The organism is Candidatus Desulforudis audaxviator MP104C (assembly GCF_000018425.1).
GTDB classification, from domain to species: domain Bacteria; phylum Bacillota; class Desulfotomaculia; order Desulfotomaculales; family Desulforudaceae; genus Desulforudis; species Desulforudis audaxviator.
The window spans coordinates 2,277,960-2,297,442 of sequence record NC_010424.1; the positions used below are offsets into that span (position 1 = coordinate 2,277,960).

The following is a 19,483-nucleotide window of genomic DNA, read 5'->3' on the forward strand; positions in this document are numbered from 1 at the left end:
TTGCTACTCTTCTCCCCTCTCACGGGTCAGCGAGTCGAACATAATGATCGTAACCCCCATCACCGCCAGGGTGACGCCCACTTCAACGCCCAGGATGCCGAGCGCGCGGGCCTTGGCCGCCGTGGCCTCCACGGGGATCACCCCGTAGTCCAGGAAATTGCCGCCCCAAAAGAAGGATAGCATCCCGATGCCCAGGTAGATCAGGGCACCGATGCAGGAAAGGGTCACCGCCTCCCGGCGGCCCACCCACTTGGCGTCCCGGCCCTGGACCAGCTGAACGAGGATCACCGCCACGCCCAGGAGCGCCCCGGCCTGAAAGCCCCCGCCGGGGCTGTAGTGGCCGTGCACCAGGACGGCAATGGCAAACACAATGATGAAGGGCAGCAGAAACCGAAACGCGATATTTAAGACGATACCGCCGAATCCCTTGCGCATTGAGCCCGCGCCTCCCAAGTTACTGAGCCGGATTCAAGGTTCCATTCGGGACGCTTCCGTCAATGGTCATCCAGCGGACAGTGCGGCCCCCTGGCGCTGAGAATGGAAACGATGGCCAGACCGGCGATGACGATGACCAGGACTTCGCCCATCGTGTCAAAGCTGCGGTAGTCCGCCAGCACCGCGAGGACTATGTTTTGCGTGCCCGTCTCCTCGTAGGCGGATTCAATATACCGCGGCGAAACGTGCACCGCCGCCGGCGCCTGGGGGTCACCCACGCGCGGCAGGTCGAAGGAGGCGTAGATAAAAAGGCAGCCGATGAGCATCAAGAAAAACAGGGTAACCTTTTTCAACGGGAAGACCTCCTTTCCAGGCCGAACAGGACGGAGATGTAAATCAAACTCATGACCGTCCCGATGATGGCTTCAACAAAACCCACATCAACCGCGTTCATCAGGGCGAATAGTATGGCTGAACCGTAGCTGAAGGCACCAAAGAGGATCACGGCGACCAGCAGGTCGGTCGCCCCGAGGGCCACCAGGGCGCAGCCGATCAACACCAGGAGCACTACCACCTGCACAAGTTCCATCAGCTGGACTCCTCCTTACTGCGTGTCCATGGCTTGAGGCCGGCACGGTAGGCCGCGCGGCTGAAGATGTGGGTCGCTGTGGGGTTGGCGATGGCCAGGAAGATCCAGATCAACAAAAGCTTTGAGGCAACCAGGCCAAGCCCCTCGTAAACCATCAGCCCGGCGATAAAAAGCAGCAGCCCCAGGGTGTCGCACTTGCCCACGGCATGCAGGCGGGTGAAGAAATCGGGCAAACGCAGCACACCGATGGTCCCCACCAGCAGCAGGAAAAATCCGGCCAGCATCAGGGCGGCGGCCAAGAAAGTCATGATTCGACGTCCTCCTCCTCGTTCTTGCCCTCGAAATACTTGGCCAGGGCCAACAGGGTGATGAACCCCACCACCGTGTAGGCCAGGGCGACGTCGACCACCATATCCAACCGCTCCCACACGGCCCCCAGCAACAGGAACAGGATGATCGTGTTGGTGCCCATAATGCTCATCCCGACCAGACGGTCGAAAACGGTCGGCCCCGGAATGATCCGGCCGAACAGCACCACAATATTCAGAGCCCCAATGGCCACAATGAGCGCCAACAGGAAGTAGTACACAGCTTATTGCTCCTCGCCGTTGTTGTCGTCTTCCAGGCCGGGGTCCACTTCTCGCTCGACACCGAAAACGTAGCCGACCCGGCGCGGCATTTCACCCTCGCGTTCCGCGGGCGCCAGCGACTCGGCCGTAGCCGCCTGCACGCAATGGACGGTGAACCGGCCCTCTTCCACGTCCACGGTAAGGGTTCCCGGCGTGAGGGTGATGGAATTGGCCAGTACGAAGTAGCCCACCGGGTGCGGGAAATGCTTCTCGAAGCGGATCACCTGTGGGTCGACGGGCATTTTCGGGTGCAGGATCAGCCAGGCCATCGACACACTGGACTTGACCAGTTGCCAGAAGAGCCAGGGCAAAAAGGCCAGCAGCCGCAGCCAGGGCAAACCCCAGACCGAAACCGCCGCGCCGCCGGCACTATCCCGGGACAACACGGAGAAAGGCCGGGTGATCACTGTCACGCTCAGCGCGGTCAGAAAACCGATGATCAAGTACCGCGCTTCGAGCTTGCCGGACAGCACCACCCAGAAGGCGAAAAGCACCAGTGTCAGGAGAAGACTGTATTTAAGATCCGCCCCGAGGGGAATACGGAAGCTGTGCTCCTTCTTAAGCTCCACCATTTTGCACTTCCTCCAAAAAAAAAGGCGGCTCTGACCCCGTTTTTGAAAGCCCTTAAGCTGGACTTGCGCCAGAAAGCTAAATCAAAAGATATCAATGGATATTTTATAGTACCTACTCAAAACTAGTCAACCAACAACCGTTCACCGATCACGCCTGGATTCACTCGCTCGTTATTGCCGGAAAACTCCAGTTTTCACCTCGTGCAAGAAAAACCGGCCAGACCGCCCCGAGGCAGGCGGATTAACCCCCTCCAGCCGCTTCGGGTTCACTGGTGTACGGCAGGTCTGTTGTGGCCATCCTCCCGGGCGTATTCCCGGGAATGACGCACGTGCAGTTCGGCCTCCCGGACCTTGTCCACGTCGGTGTAGAAAAAGGCCCCCGCCTCGATGCCGCTATCCCGCACCACCTTCACAGCCGGTCCAAGGCCCGGCAGGCGTTCCAGGGCCGGCAGACCGAGGAAGGCGAATCCGGCCATGCACCAGACGGCTACAATCAATGCGAGCCAGCTTCTAAAGGTGTTGCCGGGCGGGCCGGCCGGCCCGCCCGGGGTCTGTTTCAACCCAGACAACACGTGGTGCCTCCCATATACAGCGTTGTTACGGCGCCATAAGTTTTTCGGTCACACCCGGAAAGACCACGAAGAACATCAGCCAGGCCACGAACAGGGTCAGGGCTAGGTTGAACGACTGGCCGCACACATAAAGGATCACTGGCTTGCCGCCCTTGAAGTATTTGGCCAGTTCGCGGAAGTTGGTGGCTAGGCCGATACTCACAAAGGCCAGGCAGAAGAACCAGCCCTGGAGCGCCGCAGTCCAGCCCCGGATCACGCCCTCGTCGATCATCACCTTGCCAACATCATGCCCCATAGCCTCGTAGATGAAGGAGAACACGATCGACGCCCCGATGAAGCCGAGCACGAACTTGGGGAAACGGTACCAGATCTCGCGCAGGGCGCCGCCGAATCCGAGTCGGGCACCGGGCGTGCATTCCACCCTGGTGCACCAGTACGTGGCCACGCCGAAGGCGATGACCCCGATCATCACATTCTGGATCATCTTGATGGTGGCAGCCACGTACATCGCCGTATCGCTTAACAGGGCGCCTGCGGCGACCACGGCCCCGGTCGAGTCGATGGTGCCGCCCATCCAAGCGCCACCCAGGACGTGGTGCATGTCGACCGCCTTGATGAAAGCCGGCATGGCGAACATCATCACCGCCGTGAAGGCCACAGAGAGGCCGATGGCCAAGGTCAATTCCTCTTTCTTGGCCCGGCAGGCGGCGGCGGTAGCAATGGCGGCGGACACGCCGCACACTGACATATCGGCGGAGATGGTAATGTTAAGCGTCTTGGACTCCATCTTCAACACCCGCTGCCCGAACCAGAAGGTACAGATGAGCACGATCGGCGTGACCACCCAGGTCACGAAGATACCCGCCTGGCCGATGAGCAATATCTTGCCGAACAGAATACTCGCGCCTAAAAGGACCAGCCCGGTCTTGATGTAGTACTCGGTCTGGACGGCGGGCAACACCCATTTGGGCGTACCGACAGTGTTACTTATCAAGAGCCCGAGGCCGATCGCCCAGAGGACGTACTCAAGACCCCAGGAGTTGATGGTTTTTTGAGCCGCAAGGAAATAGGCCAGGATCGCTATGAGGAACACGAAGGGGAAACCGATCAAGAACGGCAGCACCTTCCGGCCCATGAAGCGTGTGCCGATGGCGAAGAGCAGGCCCGTGGCAATGCAGAGGACCAGAAGCGTGGGAACTAAGTTGTACGGTTTTACCGTGGCCGCCTTCTTCGCTTTGGACTCGGCCTCCACCGCCGAACGCCAAGCGGCGATCTCCGCCTGGGCTTGGTTGTTCAGGGACGCGTCCCGGAAACCGGCGGCGGCGGCTGCCGCTTCCGCCTCCTCGGCCCGGGCTCTGGCCAGCACGGTCTCTTCCTTCGCCTTCTCGTACTTCTCAGCGGCAGCGGCGCTTTTTGCGGCCGCCTCCTCCGCACTCAGGTAGAAGGACTCCAACGGATTGTCCTGCCAGCTCTTCGGCCGGTCCAGATACTCTCCGACCTTTTTGGCCAGGTCACCGTCCCGCGCCCGGAGTTTTTCCTTTGCAGCACTGGCCTCGTACCAGGCAATGGTTTTAAAGGGCGCACGTTCGGATTCCTGTTCCATGACGGCATTGTACTGAGCGAGCTTGGCATGCATGTCGGCAGGCGGGTTCGGCAGGTAAATCAGCAGTCCGATCACCAGCAACAGCACGCCCAGCCAGATCGCCCAGTAATCCTCGAATTTCCAGAGATCAGACCAACTCCACTTGGGTTTTTCCTCTGTAACGATATCGTTCTCTGGTACCGGTTTTTCGGAATTGGTACTCACCAGGCCACCCCCTCACATTTTGGACATTTGGGTTCAATACATCTGAATCCCCGCTGAAACCCCCTTTATCCCCGCTGACCCCCCCTTTCCCCAATTTATGTAATCACGCCGGACGCCCCCGCCGCGACCCCACACATCTTCCATGCCGGATTGTGAACGGAAAATACCGCAGCAAGCGGGAATGTTCGCGCACCTTTTTCAGGGTAGCATGTTGATTGCGCGGAAACTGTCATCCAGCTGACTGACTGGCTGTCTTTCTCCTTGCAAAAGGGACAAAGCACAACACCTAAGGAACCGTAACGGAGTGTGCGCCTTTCCGGCTAAACCGGATGTTCAATCAGGCTTCTTGGATGGCGGTGGTGAGGTGAATACGTGACTGAACTCGTTCTCAATACCGTTTAGGAGAACCAATGGTGAAGTTTCCCACGCGCAGACCAGGTATTTCGCGCAGGCGGGCGATGAGGTGTCCCACGCCCAGGATGCCGCCCCGGGCGGGAGGCAGGTTTGTGAGGAGGCGGTAGGGGTCCGCGCTCAGGTTGCGGAGTTGAACCATATGGACTTTTTCGGATTGCAGCAGTTCCAGGAGGGCCTTGACTTCCTCCTCCCGGTCGGTCAGTCCGGGGAGGACAAGGAGGTTCAGGCTCACGAACACACCCCGGGCACGGGCCGCGGCCAAGCTCCGGCGTACGTCCGCGAGGTTGAAACCACGCGGCCGGTGGTAAGCCAGGTAGGTCTCCTCGCGCGCGCTGATCAGGCTGATCCGGACGCTGTCCAGCCCGGCCTCTCCCAGTGCGGCCAACGCCGCGGGGTCACCCCCGTTGGTGTTGAGGTTGATGGTCCCCCTTCCGGTCGCTTTTCTGATTCCCCGGACGGCCGCGACGAGCAGTTGGGCCTGCAGCAGGGGCTCCCCCTCGCAACCCTGGCCGAAACTGATGATCGGCTCCACCCCGTCCTGCAGGTGAGAGGTGCCCAGTTCAACCACCTCGGCCACCGTGGGCACGAAACCGATCCGCTCCTGCGGGGCCGGACAGCACCCGGCCGGCGGGCACCACCCGGAGGGTGGTCGGGAGATGCAACCCAGGCAATCGGCGTTACAGGCCGGAGATACCGGAAGACCCGCCTCCCAGCGGGCGTAGAAGATGTTCTGGGCCGTCAGGCAGTGGTAGGCGCACGCACAGTGGGCCAGATGTTCCACCAGCCGGTTTTTCGGGAATTGACGGCGCTTGGCCTTGATCCTGCGGGGCAGGGTCAGGTCGTTGTATAGTAACGGGTTCCAACGGTATTCCTCGTCGGTGTGCACGGCCGCCGCAAAGAATTCCCCGTTACGCGCGCCCACCGCGGTGTAGCCGAAGAGGCCCAGGTCGGGCGGCCGGCCGTAAACCCGGTAGGCCGGCAGCAGAGTCCGAGTAAAGCCGGCCGGCAGGACCGCGGCCACCGCGAAGAGCTTCCCTCCGCCCTGAAGCCGCCGGACGTCTTTGACCGGTCTTCCCGCCGCCCAGCCGACCGGCGCCCTTTCCGGGAGCAGCACCAGGTCCGAGCCGGGTGGCAGCGGGACGGCCTCCTGTTCCGGGAAGGGCACGGTTTCCGCCCCGGTCCAGGCCGCCGCCCCAAGCTCCGGGTCCTCGTAAAGTACTCCGTCGCTGTCGGCGTAAAGAAGTTTCACGATGACCACCCCCCTCCGCCCTATTCTGCCCGTTTTGCAAAAAGGGGCCTGGCCCCTTTTTTAGATCTCGTAGCCCACCCCGGTCAGGTAGAGCATCGGGTCGTAAGGCTCGCCGTTCCAGCGCACCTCAAAGTGCAGGTGCGGGCCGAAGGAACGGCCGGTCGAGCCCACCCGGGCGATAATCTCCCCGGCGTTGACCCGGTCCTGATAGGACACGGTGATCTCCGAGCAGTGGGCGTAGTAGGTGGTGAGCCCGTCGCCGTGGTCCAGGATGACCAGCAGGCCAAAGGTGCCCGCCGGACCGGCGAATACGACCCGACCGGCCTCGGCCGCCCGGACCGGCGCGCCGTGGTCGGCGGCGATGTCGATGCCGTAGTGGGGTTGCCCGTCCTCACGCACTCCGAAACCAGATGTCAGGTGTCCCGCAGTCGGCATTAAAAGGCTCTTCCACCCGGCCGCCGGAACCGCCGGACCGCCGTGCGCGTGCACGGGGACAGAGAGCCGCTGGCCGGGAAACAGCCGGTCCGGGTTGTCAAGCCCGTTCTCCCGCACCAGGTCGGCCACCGTCACCCGATACATCACGGCAATAACGGTCAGGTTTTCACCCTCCTGCACCAAGTGCTGCAGGCGGATGCCCGGAACGGTCAACAACTGGCCGGGCCGGATGTAATCCGGGTTGCGGATGCTGTTCAATTCCAGCAGCGTATCCACATCCACCCGGTGCTCCACGGCGATCTTCCACAGGCTGTCGCCCTCTTTCACCACGTACCGGCTCGATAAGGTCCGGGCCGCCGGATACTCGTAGGGCCGGTCGGCCGGAATCCATTCGTCCAACCGGGCGCCGGCCGGGTACAGGTAAGAACCCGCCAGCAATACACTAGCCAGGCCGGTCACTAGCAAACGCTTCAAAAACATTGGTCGGTCACCACACTCCTGTATTCAAGCATTCGCTAGCTAGTTTTTCCGTAACCGGCCCGGTTTAAACCTGAAGTCCGGCTCTATTCTATTTGCGGTGGATCGGGGGGCCCGGCATCATCCACCCTTCCGGCGGCCCGCCGGCCGCCTGCTTGAAGGCCTGGAAGTTGCGCAGCAAATCGCGGTTGGATCGGGTACGCCGCATCTCTTCAATCAGGTGTTCCATCGCATCCGAAGAGGACATCTGGTTTGTGGTTTTGCGGAAGTACCACATGAGTTCCAGTTCATCGCTGGTAAGCAGCAGTTCCTCCTTACGCGTGCCGGAACGCTGCACGTCAATCGCCGGGAAGATGCGCCGTTCCGAGATCCGCCGGTCCAAAATCAACTCCATGTTCCCGGTTCCCTTGAACTCCTCGAAAATGACCTCATCCATCCGGCTGCCGGTTTCGATAAGCGCCGTTGCGAGGATGGTCAGGCTCCCGCCCTCCTCGATTTTGCGGGCCGCGCCGAAGAAGCGCTTGGGCTTGTGCAGCGCCGCCGGGTCTACCCCGCCCGACAGGGTCCGGCCGGAAGTGGGCACCACCAGGTTGTACGCCCGTCCGAGCCGCGTGATGCTGTCCAGCAGGATAGCCACGTCCTTTTTGTGCTCTACGAGCCGCTTGGCCCGTTCCAGAACCATTTCCGTCACCCGGACGTGGTTCTCCGCCGGTTCGTCGAAGGTGGAGGCGATGACTTCGGCCTTAACCGAACGCTGGATATCGGTTACTTCCTCGGGACGCTCGTCGATCAGGAGAATCATCAGGACCACTTCCGGGTGATTGCTCGTGATGCTGTTAGCGATCTCCTTCAAGAGCGTGGTCTTACCGGCTTTGGGTGGCGCGACGATCAACCCCCGCTGCCCTTTCCCAAGCGGCGAGATCAGGTCGATGATCCGGGCCGCAATTCGGTCGGGAGAGGTCTCCAGGGTGAGCCGCTCCTGGGGATACAGCGGCGTAAGCTCATCGAAGTGCCGGCGCCGGCCGGCCAGGGCAGCCTCTTCCCCGTTCACGGTCTCCACCCGCAACAAGGCCAGGTATTTCTCGGTGTCCTTAGGCGGCCGCACCTGCCCCGAAACCAGGTCGCCGGTACGCAGGTCGAACTTGCGGATCTGCGAGGCCGACACGTAGATATCGTCGTTCGACGGCAGGAACTGGGACGGCCTTAAGAACCCGTAGCCCTCCGGCAGGATCTCCAGATAGCCTTGCGCCTGGAACAACCGGCTCCGGTCCGGTAACATCCGGCCGGTGTCGTGGTGCGGAGGCGGGTAGGGTTGAGTCTGCGGGTGGTAATGCAGTGCCGCCTCCCGGGGTTCCTGGCGTCGCTGCTCCACCAGCGCGGTGGGGGGCACCGGAACCGGTTCTGCTTCCGGCGGGGACGCCTCTCGAGTCGGCCGGAGATCTTGTTGAATCCGTTCTATTTCAGCGATCAGCTCCTTTTTCCGGTAACGGTAGTAGGCTGGGATTTTGAGTTCTTTGGCGAGATTTTGGAGTTCGGCAAGCGTCTTATTCTCCAGTGCAGTTGCGGACAAAAGCAACCCTCCTTTCGACTAGGGTCGTTATTCTTATTGCCACCCGGAAAGGTTTTTATTCAATAACGAGTTAAAAGCCCTTGGGCGCAACCATCCGCAGATGGGTAGTCTAGAGAAGCATAGTGCCTTGTGGTTCAAGGGGGCAAATCGAAGCCTGGAAGGCGGGTACCGGCCGACCTTAACGCTTCTTAAGCCTGGCCCAGTCGTCCAGGAACTTCCGCAAGCCCACATCCGTAAGCGGGTGTCCGGCCATCTGCATCAACACCTGATAGGGCACGGTGGCGATGTGCGCTCCCGCCTTGGCCGCCGCCAGCACGTGCAGGGGGTGCCGAATCGAAGCGGCGATCACCCTGGTCGGAAGTTCGTAAAGATCGAATATATCCACAGTGTCGCGGACCACTTCCATGCCGTCGTGTCCCGCGTCGTCCAGGCGCCCGACAAACGGGCTGACGAAACTGGCTCCGGCCAGTGCGGCCAAGAGCGCCTGGTTGGCGGAAAAAACGAGGGTCACGTTGGTCCGGATGCCCCGGGGTTCCAGCATACTGACGGCCTTCAAGCCTTCGAGGATCATAGGTATTTTGATGACCACGTTTGGATGAATCTGAGACAGTTCTTCGGCTTCGGCCACCATAGCCTCCGCTTCGGTACTGATGACCTCCGCGCTTACCGGTCCGTCCACCAACCCGGTAATCTCCCGGACTACCTGCGTGAAATCACGCCCCTCCCTCGCGATGAGGCTCGGGTTGGTGGTGACGCCCGAAATCACGCCCAGGGCGGCCGCCTCCCTGATTTCATCCACGTTGGCCGTATCGAGAAACAATTCCATATAGACTTGACCTCCTGCCTTTGATGGTCGACGGTGCCCTGGATCCGGGCGTGTCTTTAAATGTCCCCTGCCCGGCCGGAGCTGCCGAAGAGGCGGATCTTCCCGCGGATTACTTCGACCGCGACCTCCCGGGCCGGACCCAGCACCTTGCGCGGGTCGATTTCTTCCGGGGCTTGCGCCAGCACTTCCCGGATCTTGCCCGTGAACGCCTGCCGGATGTCCGTGTCGATGTTCACCTTGCGGATACCCAGACCGATGGCTTCCCGGACGGCGTCCGCGGGCACCCCGGACGAGCCATGCAACACCAGCGGCGTTCCCCTGACCCGGTCCCGGATGCGGGCCAGGCGGTCGAAATCAAGTTGAGGTGTACCGCGGTACAAGCCGTGCGCAGTGCCGATGGCCACCGCCAGGGCGTCCACCCCGGTGGCCCGCACAAAATGCTCTGCCTCCTCCGGGTCGGTGAAGAAGGCGTCCCGGTCGTCCACACTGATGTCGTCCTCGGTGCCGCCGATCCGCCCCAGTTCCGCCTCCACCGATACATCCACCGGCCGGGCGGTTTCCACCACCCGGCGGGTCAAGGCGACGTTTTTGTCAAACGGCAAGTGGGAACCGTCCACCATCACCGAACTGAACCCCGCACGCAGGCAGCGAATCACCTGCTCGAAGCTGGTTCCGTGATCCAGATGCACGACGACCGGCACCCGGGCGGTGCGGGCCGCTTCCAGAGCCAGCAGGGAAATATAACCCAACCCGGCGTACTTGATCGCCCCCTGGCTGGCCTGCAGAACAACAGGCGCTGCCTCGGCCTCAGCGGCCCGGATGATGGCCTGAACCAGTTCCAGGTTGTTGCAGTTGAAAGCGCCGACGGCCCAGCCGCCAGCCTCAGCCTGTCTTAAAACAGACGCCAGGTTAACAAGGGTCATTCAGAGGAGTGCCTCCGTCGATTACTTATTATCGTGGTTGCGGCGGTGGGTCTTACGCTTCTTCTCGCCAAATACCTGCCGCTCCAGTTCCAGGGACTCGCACTGCTCCAGTTTGGCCACGTCCTGTTCGGTTTCGGCCGCGAGAAGGCACATGCGGAGACAATGACGGCAGTGAAGCTCAATACGGTCCGGGAAAATCTCCAGTTCAATCCGGTTTTCCCCACAGGGGCAATACAGGCCGCCCTCCTCCGCCAGGGTGTGGACAAAAGTCAGGGCGCCCAGCATCACCTCGGCATTGCGGAAGTAGTTTTTTCCACCCATCTCCTCCACCAGGATTTCCAGGGCCTGCTCCTTGGTCTGAAGGTAGTTCCGCACCCTTTCGTACGGACCGATGCAACCCAATTCCAGACCCGTTTCCTGGCAAGAAAGGTAAAAGGCCTCCCGGGACCAGAATTCAGAGGCGGTCAGACGGTACATGTGCGTGAACTCACAGATGACACAACCGGCCTCCAGCCAGTATGATTTTCGGTTCCTGGTGCTCACAACCAGGAGCCGGCTCCCGCATTTGCACAGGACTTCGCACGGTCTTTCCGGGCCCAGAGCGAAACGGGATAAGGTCTGCACGACAGAACGGCCGCAGTCTGAACATCGTAGAGCCAGCGTTGTCTCGGTCTTGACGAGCACCCCAAAAACCTCCTTAAACGAGAGACCTGGAGGCTTTTTTCGCCAAAAAAATTGCGTATCCTTTTCTACGGGCAAAAAATCAGACTGCAACCGCACTCAGGACGCTCCGTACTAAAGACCGCACCTCATTCAGGTCAAAAGGCTTGATGATCAACCGCCGGACACCCAATCTCTCAGCCTCCCCGAGGTCAGATAACTCCCCGTAGGCCGTAATCAGGATCACCGGAATATCGGGAGAATACTTATGAATCTCACGCAGCGTTTCCAATCCACCCAGTCCCGGCATCTTGAGGTCGAGAAGGATCAACTCGGGTTTCTGCTGGCGCGTGATGTTGATGGCCTCATAACCGTTGGATGCCACAACCACGGCGTGACCCTCGCTTTCCAACGCCTCGGAAAGCAATTGTCTGATCGCCGGTTGGTCATCCACGACCAACAGCATCCCCCGCCTCACCTCCGATTATTCCCGATGCACAGTCAATGCGGCGGTCTTGAATCCGGTGACACCCTAATATTCTGGACGGCGCCATCAAATTCCTGCCATGGGCAAAAACTAAACGGAAAATATTACAACCCCAAGGGGAAACCGGACGGGCTCGGTACCACCGGCGCAAAGCCGACAACCAGGACGATCAGCAGCAGCAGGAACAACGCGGCCACGGCGGCCACCGGCGCAAATACGACGATCGCCGCCCCTCCCGTTGAAAGCTGGTGCACCTCCCGCAACCCAATGATCAAGAGAGCCAGGCTCCAGACAAACACCCCCAGCCCGATCAGCCCCAGGATCGCCGAAGCCGGCGTCTCGGCAAGACCGGCCACCACAACGAAACCCTGCACCGGCAGCATAAACACCGCGGGCAGACCGGCCAGGCCGTACACGGTTAGAGTCGCCTTGGGCCCGTTACGGCCCCCGAGCAACTGCGCCACCAGGTGCAGAACGGCGCCGTAGCCCAGCCACTTGGCGTACCACAGGAAGAATCCGGCGAGCACCAGGAAAGGAGCCACACCGGCGATCAACCGGTCAAACTCGGCTCCCAGTTCGGCGGGGGCGATGGTGTTCACGGTCAGCATACTCATCAGCGTCCCGGCGGCATTGACCAGGGTAACGATGACGAGGACCAGCAGGAACGGCGGGTCTTCGGCCAACCGCCGAAAGGTCTTGACGGGGTCAAACAGCACCCCGTAGATGATTTCCAAGAAACCGAGGCTGCCCACCAAGCCCACTCCTTTCCCCAGCCACGGGTCTCCCCTCACGTCTCAACGAGTTCTGTCCGCCTGTTCACGGGCTTTCCACCTGACATCCGCGGCGACCGCCGGGCCGACTAACCCGGCCGGGAGCGCCAGCCACGCCCCGCGGCCGCCTACACCGGCGGCTTCCAACCGCCCGGGCCTTAAAGCGCGTTCGTCTAGCGCTGTTCCACCGGCGGGGCGGTCAGGAGCCAGGACGTTTGCGGCCTTAACAGGGACGAGAGCCCACCCCAGAAATCGCGGAAGAAGGGCCGCCGGCCCAGTTCCACCACCGGGGCGTCCGGGTCCAGGCCGCCCAGTTCGGCGGCCGCCCGCACGGCGTCCTGGAGATCTCCAAGCTGGTCCACCAGCCCGAGTTCATAAGCCTGGCGGCCGGTGAAGATCCGCCCGTCGGCCAATTTACGCACCTGGTCCTCGGGCATGTTCCGGCCCCGGGCCACCACCGCGACGAACTGGGCGTAGATGTCGTCCACCATTCCCTGGAAGATGGCCCGTTCTTCGGGGGTCGGCACCCGGTCCGGGCTACCCATATCCTTGTGGGGGCCGCTCTTGAAGGTTTCGGTCTCGATCCCGAGCATGTCGTACAAGTCGGTGAGGTGCGTGGTCTGGATAATCACCCCGATACTGCCCGTGATGGTGGCCGGGTTGGCCACGATGGCGTCGGCGTGACACGCGATCCAGTACGCGCCTGAGGCAGACGTATCCCCCATGGAGACCACGACCGGTTTTCCGGCCTCGCGCAGCCGGACCACGGCTTCACTGATCTCCTGGGAGGCGGCCGCCGAGCCGCCGGGGCTGTTCAGACGCAGCACCACCGCCCTGATGTTCGGGTTGTCGGCCGCCTCCTGAATCTGGGCCGTGATTTCCTCGGCGCCTCCGAGCCCGAAGAAACTCCCCTCGGTACCTCCAATAATCATACCCTCAATCCGGATCAGGCCGATTTGCTCTCCGGTCGCCCGCCGGCCTTCAGGTCCGGTCCGGCTCCCAAGCACGGCCACCAGAATCAGCGACAGGACAACCACGCCCAGGATCACCCCCGCCAGTATTTTCTGCCGCAAGGTCAATCCCCCCTCTGTAACTCACCGCACCCCCCGCCGAACGGGGCGCGACAGCGCCTAAAGCCTAGTGTGCATCCCGGATCGGGACTCTAACCTTCCTTAATTCCCACTCAAGGGGATTTTAGCTCGGGTCCGGCTGGTCTTTTTTCCGGCGGCGGGCCGCCGCGATGAAATCGCGGAACAGCGGGTGCGGCCGGTTCGGACGCGACGGGAACTCGGGGTGAAACTGCGTCGCCACAAACCAGGGGTGTCCGGTAAGCTCAACGATTTCCACCAACTGCTTGTCCGGATTGATCCCGGAAAAGACCATCCCGGCCCGGTCAAAGTCATCCAGGTACACGTTGTTGAACTCATACCGGTGGCGGTGCCGCTCCTGGATCTCTTCCCGGCCGTAGGCGCGGCCCGCCACGGAATCCGGGCGCAAACGGCAGGCGTAGGCACCCAGCCGCATCGTGCCGCCCAGATCCCGCACCTGCAATTGCTCGGGGAGCAAATGGATCACCGGGTGGGTGGTGCCGGGGTCGAATTCGGAACTGTTGGCGTCCGCCCAGCCCAGCACCCCGCGGGCGAACTCAACAACGGCCAGTTGCATTCCCAGGCAGATACCCAAAAAGGGCAAGGAGCGTTCCCGCGCGTGGCGGATGGCCCGGATTTTACCCTCGATACCCCGGTCTCCGAAACCGCCCGGCACCAGGATGCCGTCAGCCCCGTCCAGTATTTCCTCCACCGCCCCGTTCTCCAGGCTTTCGGCGTCAATCATCCGGATGTTTACATCCACCCCGTTCGCGATGCCACCGTGCCGCAAGGCCTCGGTTACGCTCTTGTACGCGTCCGGCAGGGAGACGTACTTGCCGACCAGGGCGATCGTCACCCGGTCTTCGGGGTTGCGCCACCGTTCAATCATCGCTTCCCATTCGGTCAGGTCGGGCGGCCCGCACTCCAACTCCAGTCTTTCCACCACGAAGTCTCCCAGGCCTTCCCTTTCGAGCATCACCGGGACCTCGTAGATGAACGGTACGTCCAGGGCCTGCACCACGGCACGTTCCTCGGTGTCGCAAAAGAGCGCCAGTTTTTGCTTCAAACCGGGCGGGAACGGTTTTTCGGTCCGGCAGACCAACACATCGGGTTGGATGCCGATGCCGCGCAGTTCCTTGACGCTGTGTTGGGTAGGCTTGGTCTTCAACTCATCGGCCGCGCGCAGGTAAGGCACCAGGGTAACGTGGACGTACAGGGTGTTCTGGCGTCCGAGATCGCTTTTCAGCTGACGGATGGCCTCGAGGAAGGGCTGCGATTCGATGTCGCCGACCGTGCCCCCGATCTCGACGATCACCACGTCGGCCCCCGTCGCCTCACCCACCTGCAGCACCCGCTCCTTGATCTCATTGGTGATGTGGGGGATGACCTGGACGGTCCCGCCCAGGTAGTCTCCTTTCCGTTCCTTGCGGATCACCGATGAGTAAATGCCCCCGGTGGTCACGTTGCTCAGCCTGGTCAGGCTGTGATCGATGAACCGCTCGTAGTGCCCGAGGTCGAGGTCGGTTTCCGCCCCGTCGTCGGTGACGAATACCTCACCGTGCTGAAAGGGGCTCATCGTACCGGGGTCCACGTTCAGGTACGGGTCCAGTTTCTGCACGGTCACCCTAAGACCGCGGCTTTTAAGCAACCGCCCAAGAGAGGCGGCCGTGATGCCTTTACCCAGCGAAGAAACCACGCCTCCGGTTACGAAGATATATTTAGTGGCCATGTTCTCCTCCCGCCCATTTTTAAACCCAGAATTCAGAATCCAGAATAGGGAACAACTGGAATACTAGAAACGCCGTTTAGGGATTCTGAATTCTGAATTCTATATTCTTGATTCCCTGCTCCTCCAGCTACATCCTTTCGGGCGCGGACACGCCCAGCAGGGTCAACGCGTTGCGCAACACCACACGGGTGCAGTTCACCAGCATCAACCGGGCCTCTTCAAGCCCATCCCCGGCGCCCAGGACGCGGTGGGCGTTGTAGAAGTGGTGAAACAGCCCGGCCAAGTCATGGACGTAGTGGGCGATGCGGTGCGGCGCCAGGTCGTAGGCCGCCTGGGCCACCTCGTCCGGAAAGTCGGCCAGCCGCCTGATCAGGGCCCGTTCCGCCTCCTCCTTAAGGAGGGTGACATCGGGAATTTTCCGGTAGCCGGGCGCCGTCCGGCCCCGCTCCTCCAACTGGCGGAAGATGCTCGAAATACGGGCGTGCGCATACTGGATGTAATACACCGGGTTCTCGTTGGTCCGGCTCTTGGCGAGGTCAAGGTCGAAATCCAGATGACTGTCGGCCCCCCGGGTCACAAAAAAATATCGGGCCGCGTCCCGGCCGACCTCCTCCAGGAGTTCGTCCAGGGTGACGTACCGGCCGGTGCGCTTGGACATCCGGACGATTTCGCCGCCGCGGTACAGCCGCACCAACTGCATGATTACCACGTCCAGAGCGTCGGGGTCGTAGCCCAGGGCGGCCAGCGCACCCTTCATCCGGGGGACGTGCCCGTGGTGGTCGGCCCCCCACACGTTGATCACCCAGTCAAAACCACGGTCGTACTTGTCCTTGTGGTAGGCGATGTCGGCAGCAAAGTAGGTGGGCACGCCGTTCCGGCGCACCAGCACCTCGTCCTTGTCCCCCCCAAAAGCGCCGGCTTTGAACCAAAGGGCACCGTCCCTTTCGTACAGGTGACCCCGTTTTTTGAGCAGTTCCAGAGTCTCTCCCACCACCCCACGGTCGTAGAGGGACTGTTCCGAAAACCAGACGTCGTAACGTACGCCGAAGCTCTCCAGGGTGGCGCGCATAGCGGCCAGTTTCTCCTCCAGGGCGAAGCGCAAAAGGGCGCCACGCCGCTCGTCCGGATCCCCGGAAGCGAAGCGGTCGCCGTGTTCGGCCACAAATCGGCCGGCGGTGTCAATCAAATCCTCCCCGTGATAACCATCTTCAGGAACGGGCCAGTCCCGGCCCAAGGCTTGAAAGTAGCGGGCCTCCATCGACAGGGCCAGGTTCTCCACCTGGTGACCGGCATCGTTCACGTAGAATTCGCGGGTGACGTCAAAACCCACAAACGATAAAAGGGCAGCGATGCTGTCCCCCAGCGCCGCTCCCCTGGCGTTGCCCATATGCAAGAGTCCGGTGGGATTGGCGCTCACAAATTCCACCTGGACCTTGCGCCCTCCCCCGAGGTTTCTTCGCCCGTAATGCTCGCCCCACGTTTCAATTTCGGGCAGGACGCCGTGCAGCCAGTTCGGATCTAGTCGAAAATTGATGAAGCCCGGCCCGGCAACAGTCACTTCTTTCACCAAAAGCTCTGGTAGTGACAGGTGGGAAACCAGAATTTCCGCGATCTGACGCGGGGAGCGGCGAGCCGGTTTGGTGAGCAGCAGGGCGAGGTTGGTGGCAAAATCCCCGTGATTTTTCTCCCGGGGAACCTCTACCGTGAATGGGGGTATAGCCGTACCAGAGTCGAGGCCGAGGTCGGGGCGGGCAGCCTCAACTGCGCCGCGCAGCGCCCGCTCGATACCCGCCCGCAATCCAGCCAGCAAATAGCTCATAAGAACCTCCCGTGACCGTGAGCGCTGGGGCCGGAGACTAACCCACAACCTAGATTAATACCTGGACAGATTCATGTCAAGTAAGCCTGAAGCTTCCAGGAAGTCTTTCGGGAACCTCTCCCCCTTCGGCCGGGACCCCTTTCCGGGAGCAACCTCTTTCTTTCACCAGCCACAATAAGGACGAAGACGACTTTGCAAAGCACCGCATACGGCCGCCGCCGCTACTAGCGCGTAGCAAGGAGCCCAGCTGCAGAAGCCGTCTTCGAGAATTTGCGCCGCCAACGTTGGGTTTTGAGACCGTTCAGCGCCCGCCGGCCGCCGTTACGCTGTCCGCCGTACGGCCGCCGGAACCGGAATTCCGGTACCGGTTCACAAACCGGTTCATCCGTTTGAAAGCTTCCGTCAGGTCCTCCACCGAGGCGGCGTACGAACAGCGGATAAATCCCTCGCCGCATTCGCCGAACGCGTTCCCGGGCACCACGGCCACTTTCTCCTCCCGGATCAGGCGCTCGGTGAACTCCTCGGACGAAAGCCCGGTGCAGCGGATGTCCGGAAAGGCGTAGAAGGCGCCCCCAGGGTTGAAGCACGGGAGGCCCATATCGTTGAACGCCTTGACCACCAGCCGGCGCCGGTAGGAAAACTCGCGCACCATGCGCCGCATCTCGTCCTGCCCGTGCCGCAGGGCCTCGAGCGCCGCCATCTGGCTCATCACCGGCGCGCAGAGCATGGTGTACTGGTGAATTTTGGTCATGGCCCCGATGAAGTCGGGATTGCCCAAGGCGTAGCCGATACGCCACCCGGTCATCGCAAAAGCCTTGGAAAAACCCTGGAGCAGGATCGTCCGGTCGCGCATCCCGGGCAGGGTGGCGAAGCAGACGTGTTCACCCTCATAGGTCAGCTGCGCGTATATCTCGTCGGCAATCACCACCAGGTCCCGAGCCGCACAAAGCTCGGCAACAGCCTCGAGTTCCGCCCGCGGCATAACCGCACCCGTGGGGTTATTGGGAAAACAGAGCAAAAGCACCTTGGTCCGGGGCGTGACCGCCCGTTCCAGGTCTTGGGCCCGGACCCGGAAACCCCGCTCCACGGTTGAGGGCACGGGTACCGCCACCCCCCCGGCCAATTCACTGCAGGGCTGGTAGGAAACGTAACACGGTTCAGGCACCAGCACCTCGTCCCCGGGGGCGACCACTGCGCGCAACGCCAGGTCCAACGCCTCACTCACCCCGACGGTGACCAGCACCTCGTTTTCCGGACAGTACTTCAAACCCAGATAGTCGGCGGTGTAGCGGGTGATTTCCCGCCGCAGCGCCAGTATCCCGCTGTTGGCGGTGTAGGCGGTGTAACCCTGTTCCAGGGCGAACATGCACGCCTCCCGCACATGCCAGGGGGTGACAAAATCCGGCTCGCCAACGCCGAGCGAAATGATCCCCTTCGTCTCGGCCGCCAGGTCGAAGAACCGGCGGATCCCGGACGGCTTTATCCTCCGGACGGTGGGGTTCAGTTTGTCCGCCCACACACCATCAGTCACGGCGACACCACCAACCTCCGGTCGTCTTCCCCGTCACCCAACAGGACCCCCTCTTCCTTGAAGGTCTGGAGCACAAAGTGGGTGGTGGTGCCGGTCACGCCGTCGAGCGGGGCCAACTTGGTGGCCACGAAGTTGGCCACCTCTTTCATGGTCCGCCCCTCAACGAAAACGGCCAGGTCATACGCGCCCGACATCAAATATAGGTTCTTCACTTCCGGGTAGCGGCCCACCCGCTTGGCGATGGCCTCAAAGCCCACGTCCCGCTGGGGCGTGACCCGGACCTCGATCAGGGCCAGCACCCGTTCCTTGCCGACCCGGTCCCAGTTGACCATGGTCCGGTAGCTCAGGATGGTGTGGTTGGCTTCGAGGTCGGCGATGATCCGCTGCACCTCGGCCACCGGAAGGTCCACCATCGTGGCGATCTGGGCGGCTTCCAGGCGGCAGTTGTTCGCCAGAAGCTCCAAGATCTCGATTGTTTTGTCCATCGGCTGCTCCTCCCTCTTGATAAGCATCTCGGAAATGTAAAGGCGCCCTCCCCCCTCTTAAGGACGAGAGCGCCGATCTCGCGGTACCACCCTAATTGGCCGGTGCAAAACCGGCCCACTCTTCCCGTTAACGGCGGGACCCGGGAGTGCTTCCGCGGGCTCAATTACCCGCCTCGCATCCGGCTCCGGGACGGCACAGGCGCCCTTCCCACCGGGCTCACACCGGTTCCCGGCTCGCTGTGGGGGAACAAAACGCCCTTATTCCCTTCGTTGCCTTTGATCTAAAATTATATATGCTTAAGAACCTAGCACCTGTCATCCGATTTGTCAAGGACCAATGAGGCCCAGCTCTAGTTGTAGGAAGAATCAAACCAAATAACTTCTCCCAAATAACTTCTCCCGATTTGCAGGATAAC

General features: G+C 61.6%; 21 protein-coding genes and 1 other annotated feature. All 21 genes read right to left on the minus strand.

Annotation, left to right across the window (positions count from 1 at the left end; translation table 11 throughout):
• Window positions 1-3 precede the first annotated feature (3 nt).
• The 21 genes from DAUD_RS10970 to DAUD_RS11070 all read right to left on the minus strand — a co-directional run bounded on the left by DAUD_RS10970 (window position 4) and on the right by DAUD_RS11070 (window position 19,067).
• Window positions 4-435, minus strand: coding sequence for an MnhB domain-containing protein (locus tag DAUD_RS10970; protein ID WP_012303225.1), 432 nt, complete (start codon window positions 433-435; stop codon window positions 4-6).
• A gap of 59 nt (window positions 436-494) precedes the next feature.
• On the minus strand, window positions 495-788 hold the full coding sequence (gene mbhE / locus DAUD_RS10975) for a hydrogen gas-evolving membrane-bound hydrogenase subunit E (protein ID WP_012303226.1): 294 nt from the start codon (window positions 786-788) through the stop codon (window positions 495-497).
• Entirely contained in the window at window positions 785-1,024 is a 240-nt protein-coding gene (locus tag DAUD_RS10980; protein WP_012303227.1) for a Na(+)/H(+) antiporter subunit B, read from the minus strand. Before DAUD_RS10980 ends, mbhE begins: the two co-directional genes overlap by 4 nt.
• On the minus strand, window positions 1,024-1,332 hold the full coding sequence (gene mnhG, locus DAUD_RS10985) for a monovalent cation/H(+) antiporter subunit G (protein WP_012303228.1): 309 nt from the start codon (window positions 1,330-1,332) through the stop codon (window positions 1,024-1,026). Before mnhG ends, DAUD_RS10980 begins: the two co-directional genes overlap by 1 nt.
• Complete coding sequence (locus DAUD_RS10990; RefSeq protein WP_012303229.1) at window positions 1,329-1,613, minus strand: MrpF/PhaF family protein; 285 nt, start codon at window positions 1,611-1,613, stop codon at window positions 1,329-1,331. The genes mnhG and DAUD_RS10990 overlap by 4 nt, the downstream gene beginning before the upstream one ends.
• A 3-nt stretch (window positions 1,614-1,616) precedes the next feature.
• Entirely contained in the window at window positions 1,617-2,225 is a 609-nt protein-coding gene (locus DAUD_RS10995) for a Na+/H+ antiporter subunit E (protein ID WP_012303230.1), read from the minus strand.
• Between the two features lie 266 nt (window positions 2,226-2,491).
• Window positions 2,492-2,794: a hypothetical protein gene (locus tag DAUD_RS11000; RefSeq protein ID WP_012303231.1), complete on the minus strand. Its 303-nt coding sequence runs from the start codon at window positions 2,792-2,794 to the stop codon at window positions 2,492-2,494.
• Between the two features lie 28 nt (window positions 2,795-2,822).
• Window positions 2,823-4,604, minus strand: coding sequence for a YeiH family protein (locus tag DAUD_RS11005; RefSeq protein WP_012303232.1), 1,782 nt, complete (start codon window positions 4,602-4,604; stop codon window positions 2,823-2,825).
• Window positions 4,605-4,992: 388 nt separating this feature from the next.
• Entirely contained in the window at window positions 4,993-6,267 is a 1,275-nt protein-coding gene (locus tag DAUD_RS11010; protein WP_242647851.1) for a radical SAM family protein, read from the minus strand.
• A 60-nt stretch (window positions 6,268-6,327) separates the two neighbouring features.
• Window positions 6,328-7,182: a M23 family metallopeptidase gene (locus tag DAUD_RS11015; protein ID WP_012303234.1), complete on the minus strand. Its 855-nt coding sequence runs from the start codon at window positions 7,180-7,182 to the stop codon at window positions 6,328-6,330.
• Window positions 7,183-7,270: 88 nt separating this feature from the next.
• Window positions 7,271-8,749: a transcription termination factor Rho gene (gene rho / locus DAUD_RS11020; RefSeq protein WP_012303235.1), complete on the minus strand. Its 1,479-nt coding sequence runs from the start codon at window positions 8,747-8,749 to the stop codon at window positions 7,271-7,273.
• Window positions 8,750-8,927: 178 nt separating this feature from the next.
• Window positions 8,928-9,575, minus strand: a complete 648-nt coding sequence (gene fsa, locus DAUD_RS11025) for a fructose-6-phosphate aldolase (protein WP_012303236.1) — start codon at window positions 9,573-9,575, stop codon at window positions 8,928-8,930.
• A gap of 56 nt (window positions 9,576-9,631) precedes the next feature.
• Window positions 9,632-10,498 (minus strand): class II fructose-1,6-bisphosphate aldolase, encoded by an 867-nt coding sequence (locus tag DAUD_RS11030; protein ID WP_012303237.1) that lies wholly within the window; start codon window positions 10,496-10,498, stop codon window positions 9,632-9,634.
• A 21-nt stretch (window positions 10,499-10,519) separates the two neighbouring features.
• Window positions 10,520-11,182 (minus strand): hypothetical protein, encoded by a 663-nt coding sequence (locus tag DAUD_RS11035; protein ID WP_012303238.1) that lies wholly within the window; start codon window positions 11,180-11,182, stop codon window positions 10,520-10,522.
• A 79-nt stretch (window positions 11,183-11,261) separates the two neighbouring features.
• Window positions 11,262-11,624 carry a response regulator gene (locus DAUD_RS11040; protein WP_012303239.1) on the minus strand — a complete coding sequence of 121 codons (363 nt, stop codon included), beginning with the start codon at window positions 11,622-11,624 and terminating at the stop codon, window positions 11,262-11,264.
• Window positions 11,625-11,749: 125 nt separating this feature from the next.
• Complete coding sequence (locus tag DAUD_RS11045) at window positions 11,750-12,397, minus strand: Yip1 family protein (RefSeq protein WP_049752629.1); 648 nt, start codon at window positions 12,395-12,397, stop codon at window positions 11,750-11,752.
• 191 nt (window positions 12,398-12,588) lie between these two features.
• A complete protein-coding gene (gene sppA / locus DAUD_RS11050) occupies window positions 12,589-13,488 on the minus strand; it encodes a signal peptide peptidase SppA (RefSeq protein ID WP_012303241.1) in 900 nt (299 codons plus the stop codon).
• A gap of 121 nt (window positions 13,489-13,609) precedes the next feature.
• On the minus strand, window positions 13,610-15,232 hold the full coding sequence (locus tag DAUD_RS11055) for a CTP synthase (protein ID WP_012303242.1): 1,623 nt from the start codon (window positions 15,230-15,232) through the stop codon (window positions 13,610-13,612).
• A 127-nt stretch (window positions 15,233-15,359) separates the two neighbouring features.
• The gene (gene argS, locus DAUD_RS11060) at window positions 15,360-17,051 is read right to left on the minus strand and encodes an arginine--tRNA ligase (protein WP_012303243.1); all 1,692 of its coding nucleotides are present in this window, start codon (window positions 17,049-17,051) and stop codon (window positions 15,360-15,362) included.
• A gap of 301 nt (window positions 17,052-17,352) precedes the next feature.
• Window positions 17,353-18,582, minus strand: a complete 1,230-nt coding sequence (locus DAUD_RS11065) for an aminotransferase class I/II-fold pyridoxal phosphate-dependent enzyme (protein ID WP_041570969.1) — start codon at window positions 18,580-18,582, stop codon at window positions 17,353-17,355.
• Window positions 18,579-19,067 carry an Lrp/AsnC family transcriptional regulator gene (locus DAUD_RS11070; protein WP_012303245.1) on the minus strand — a complete coding sequence of 163 codons (489 nt, stop codon included), beginning with the start codon at window positions 19,065-19,067 and terminating at the stop codon, window positions 18,579-18,581. The genes DAUD_RS11065 and DAUD_RS11070 overlap by 4 nt, the downstream gene beginning before the upstream one ends.
• 56 nt (window positions 19,068-19,123) lie before the next feature.
• Window positions 19,124-19,347: a binding site (T-box leader), on the minus strand.
• Window positions 19,348-19,483: the final 136 nt, after the last annotated feature.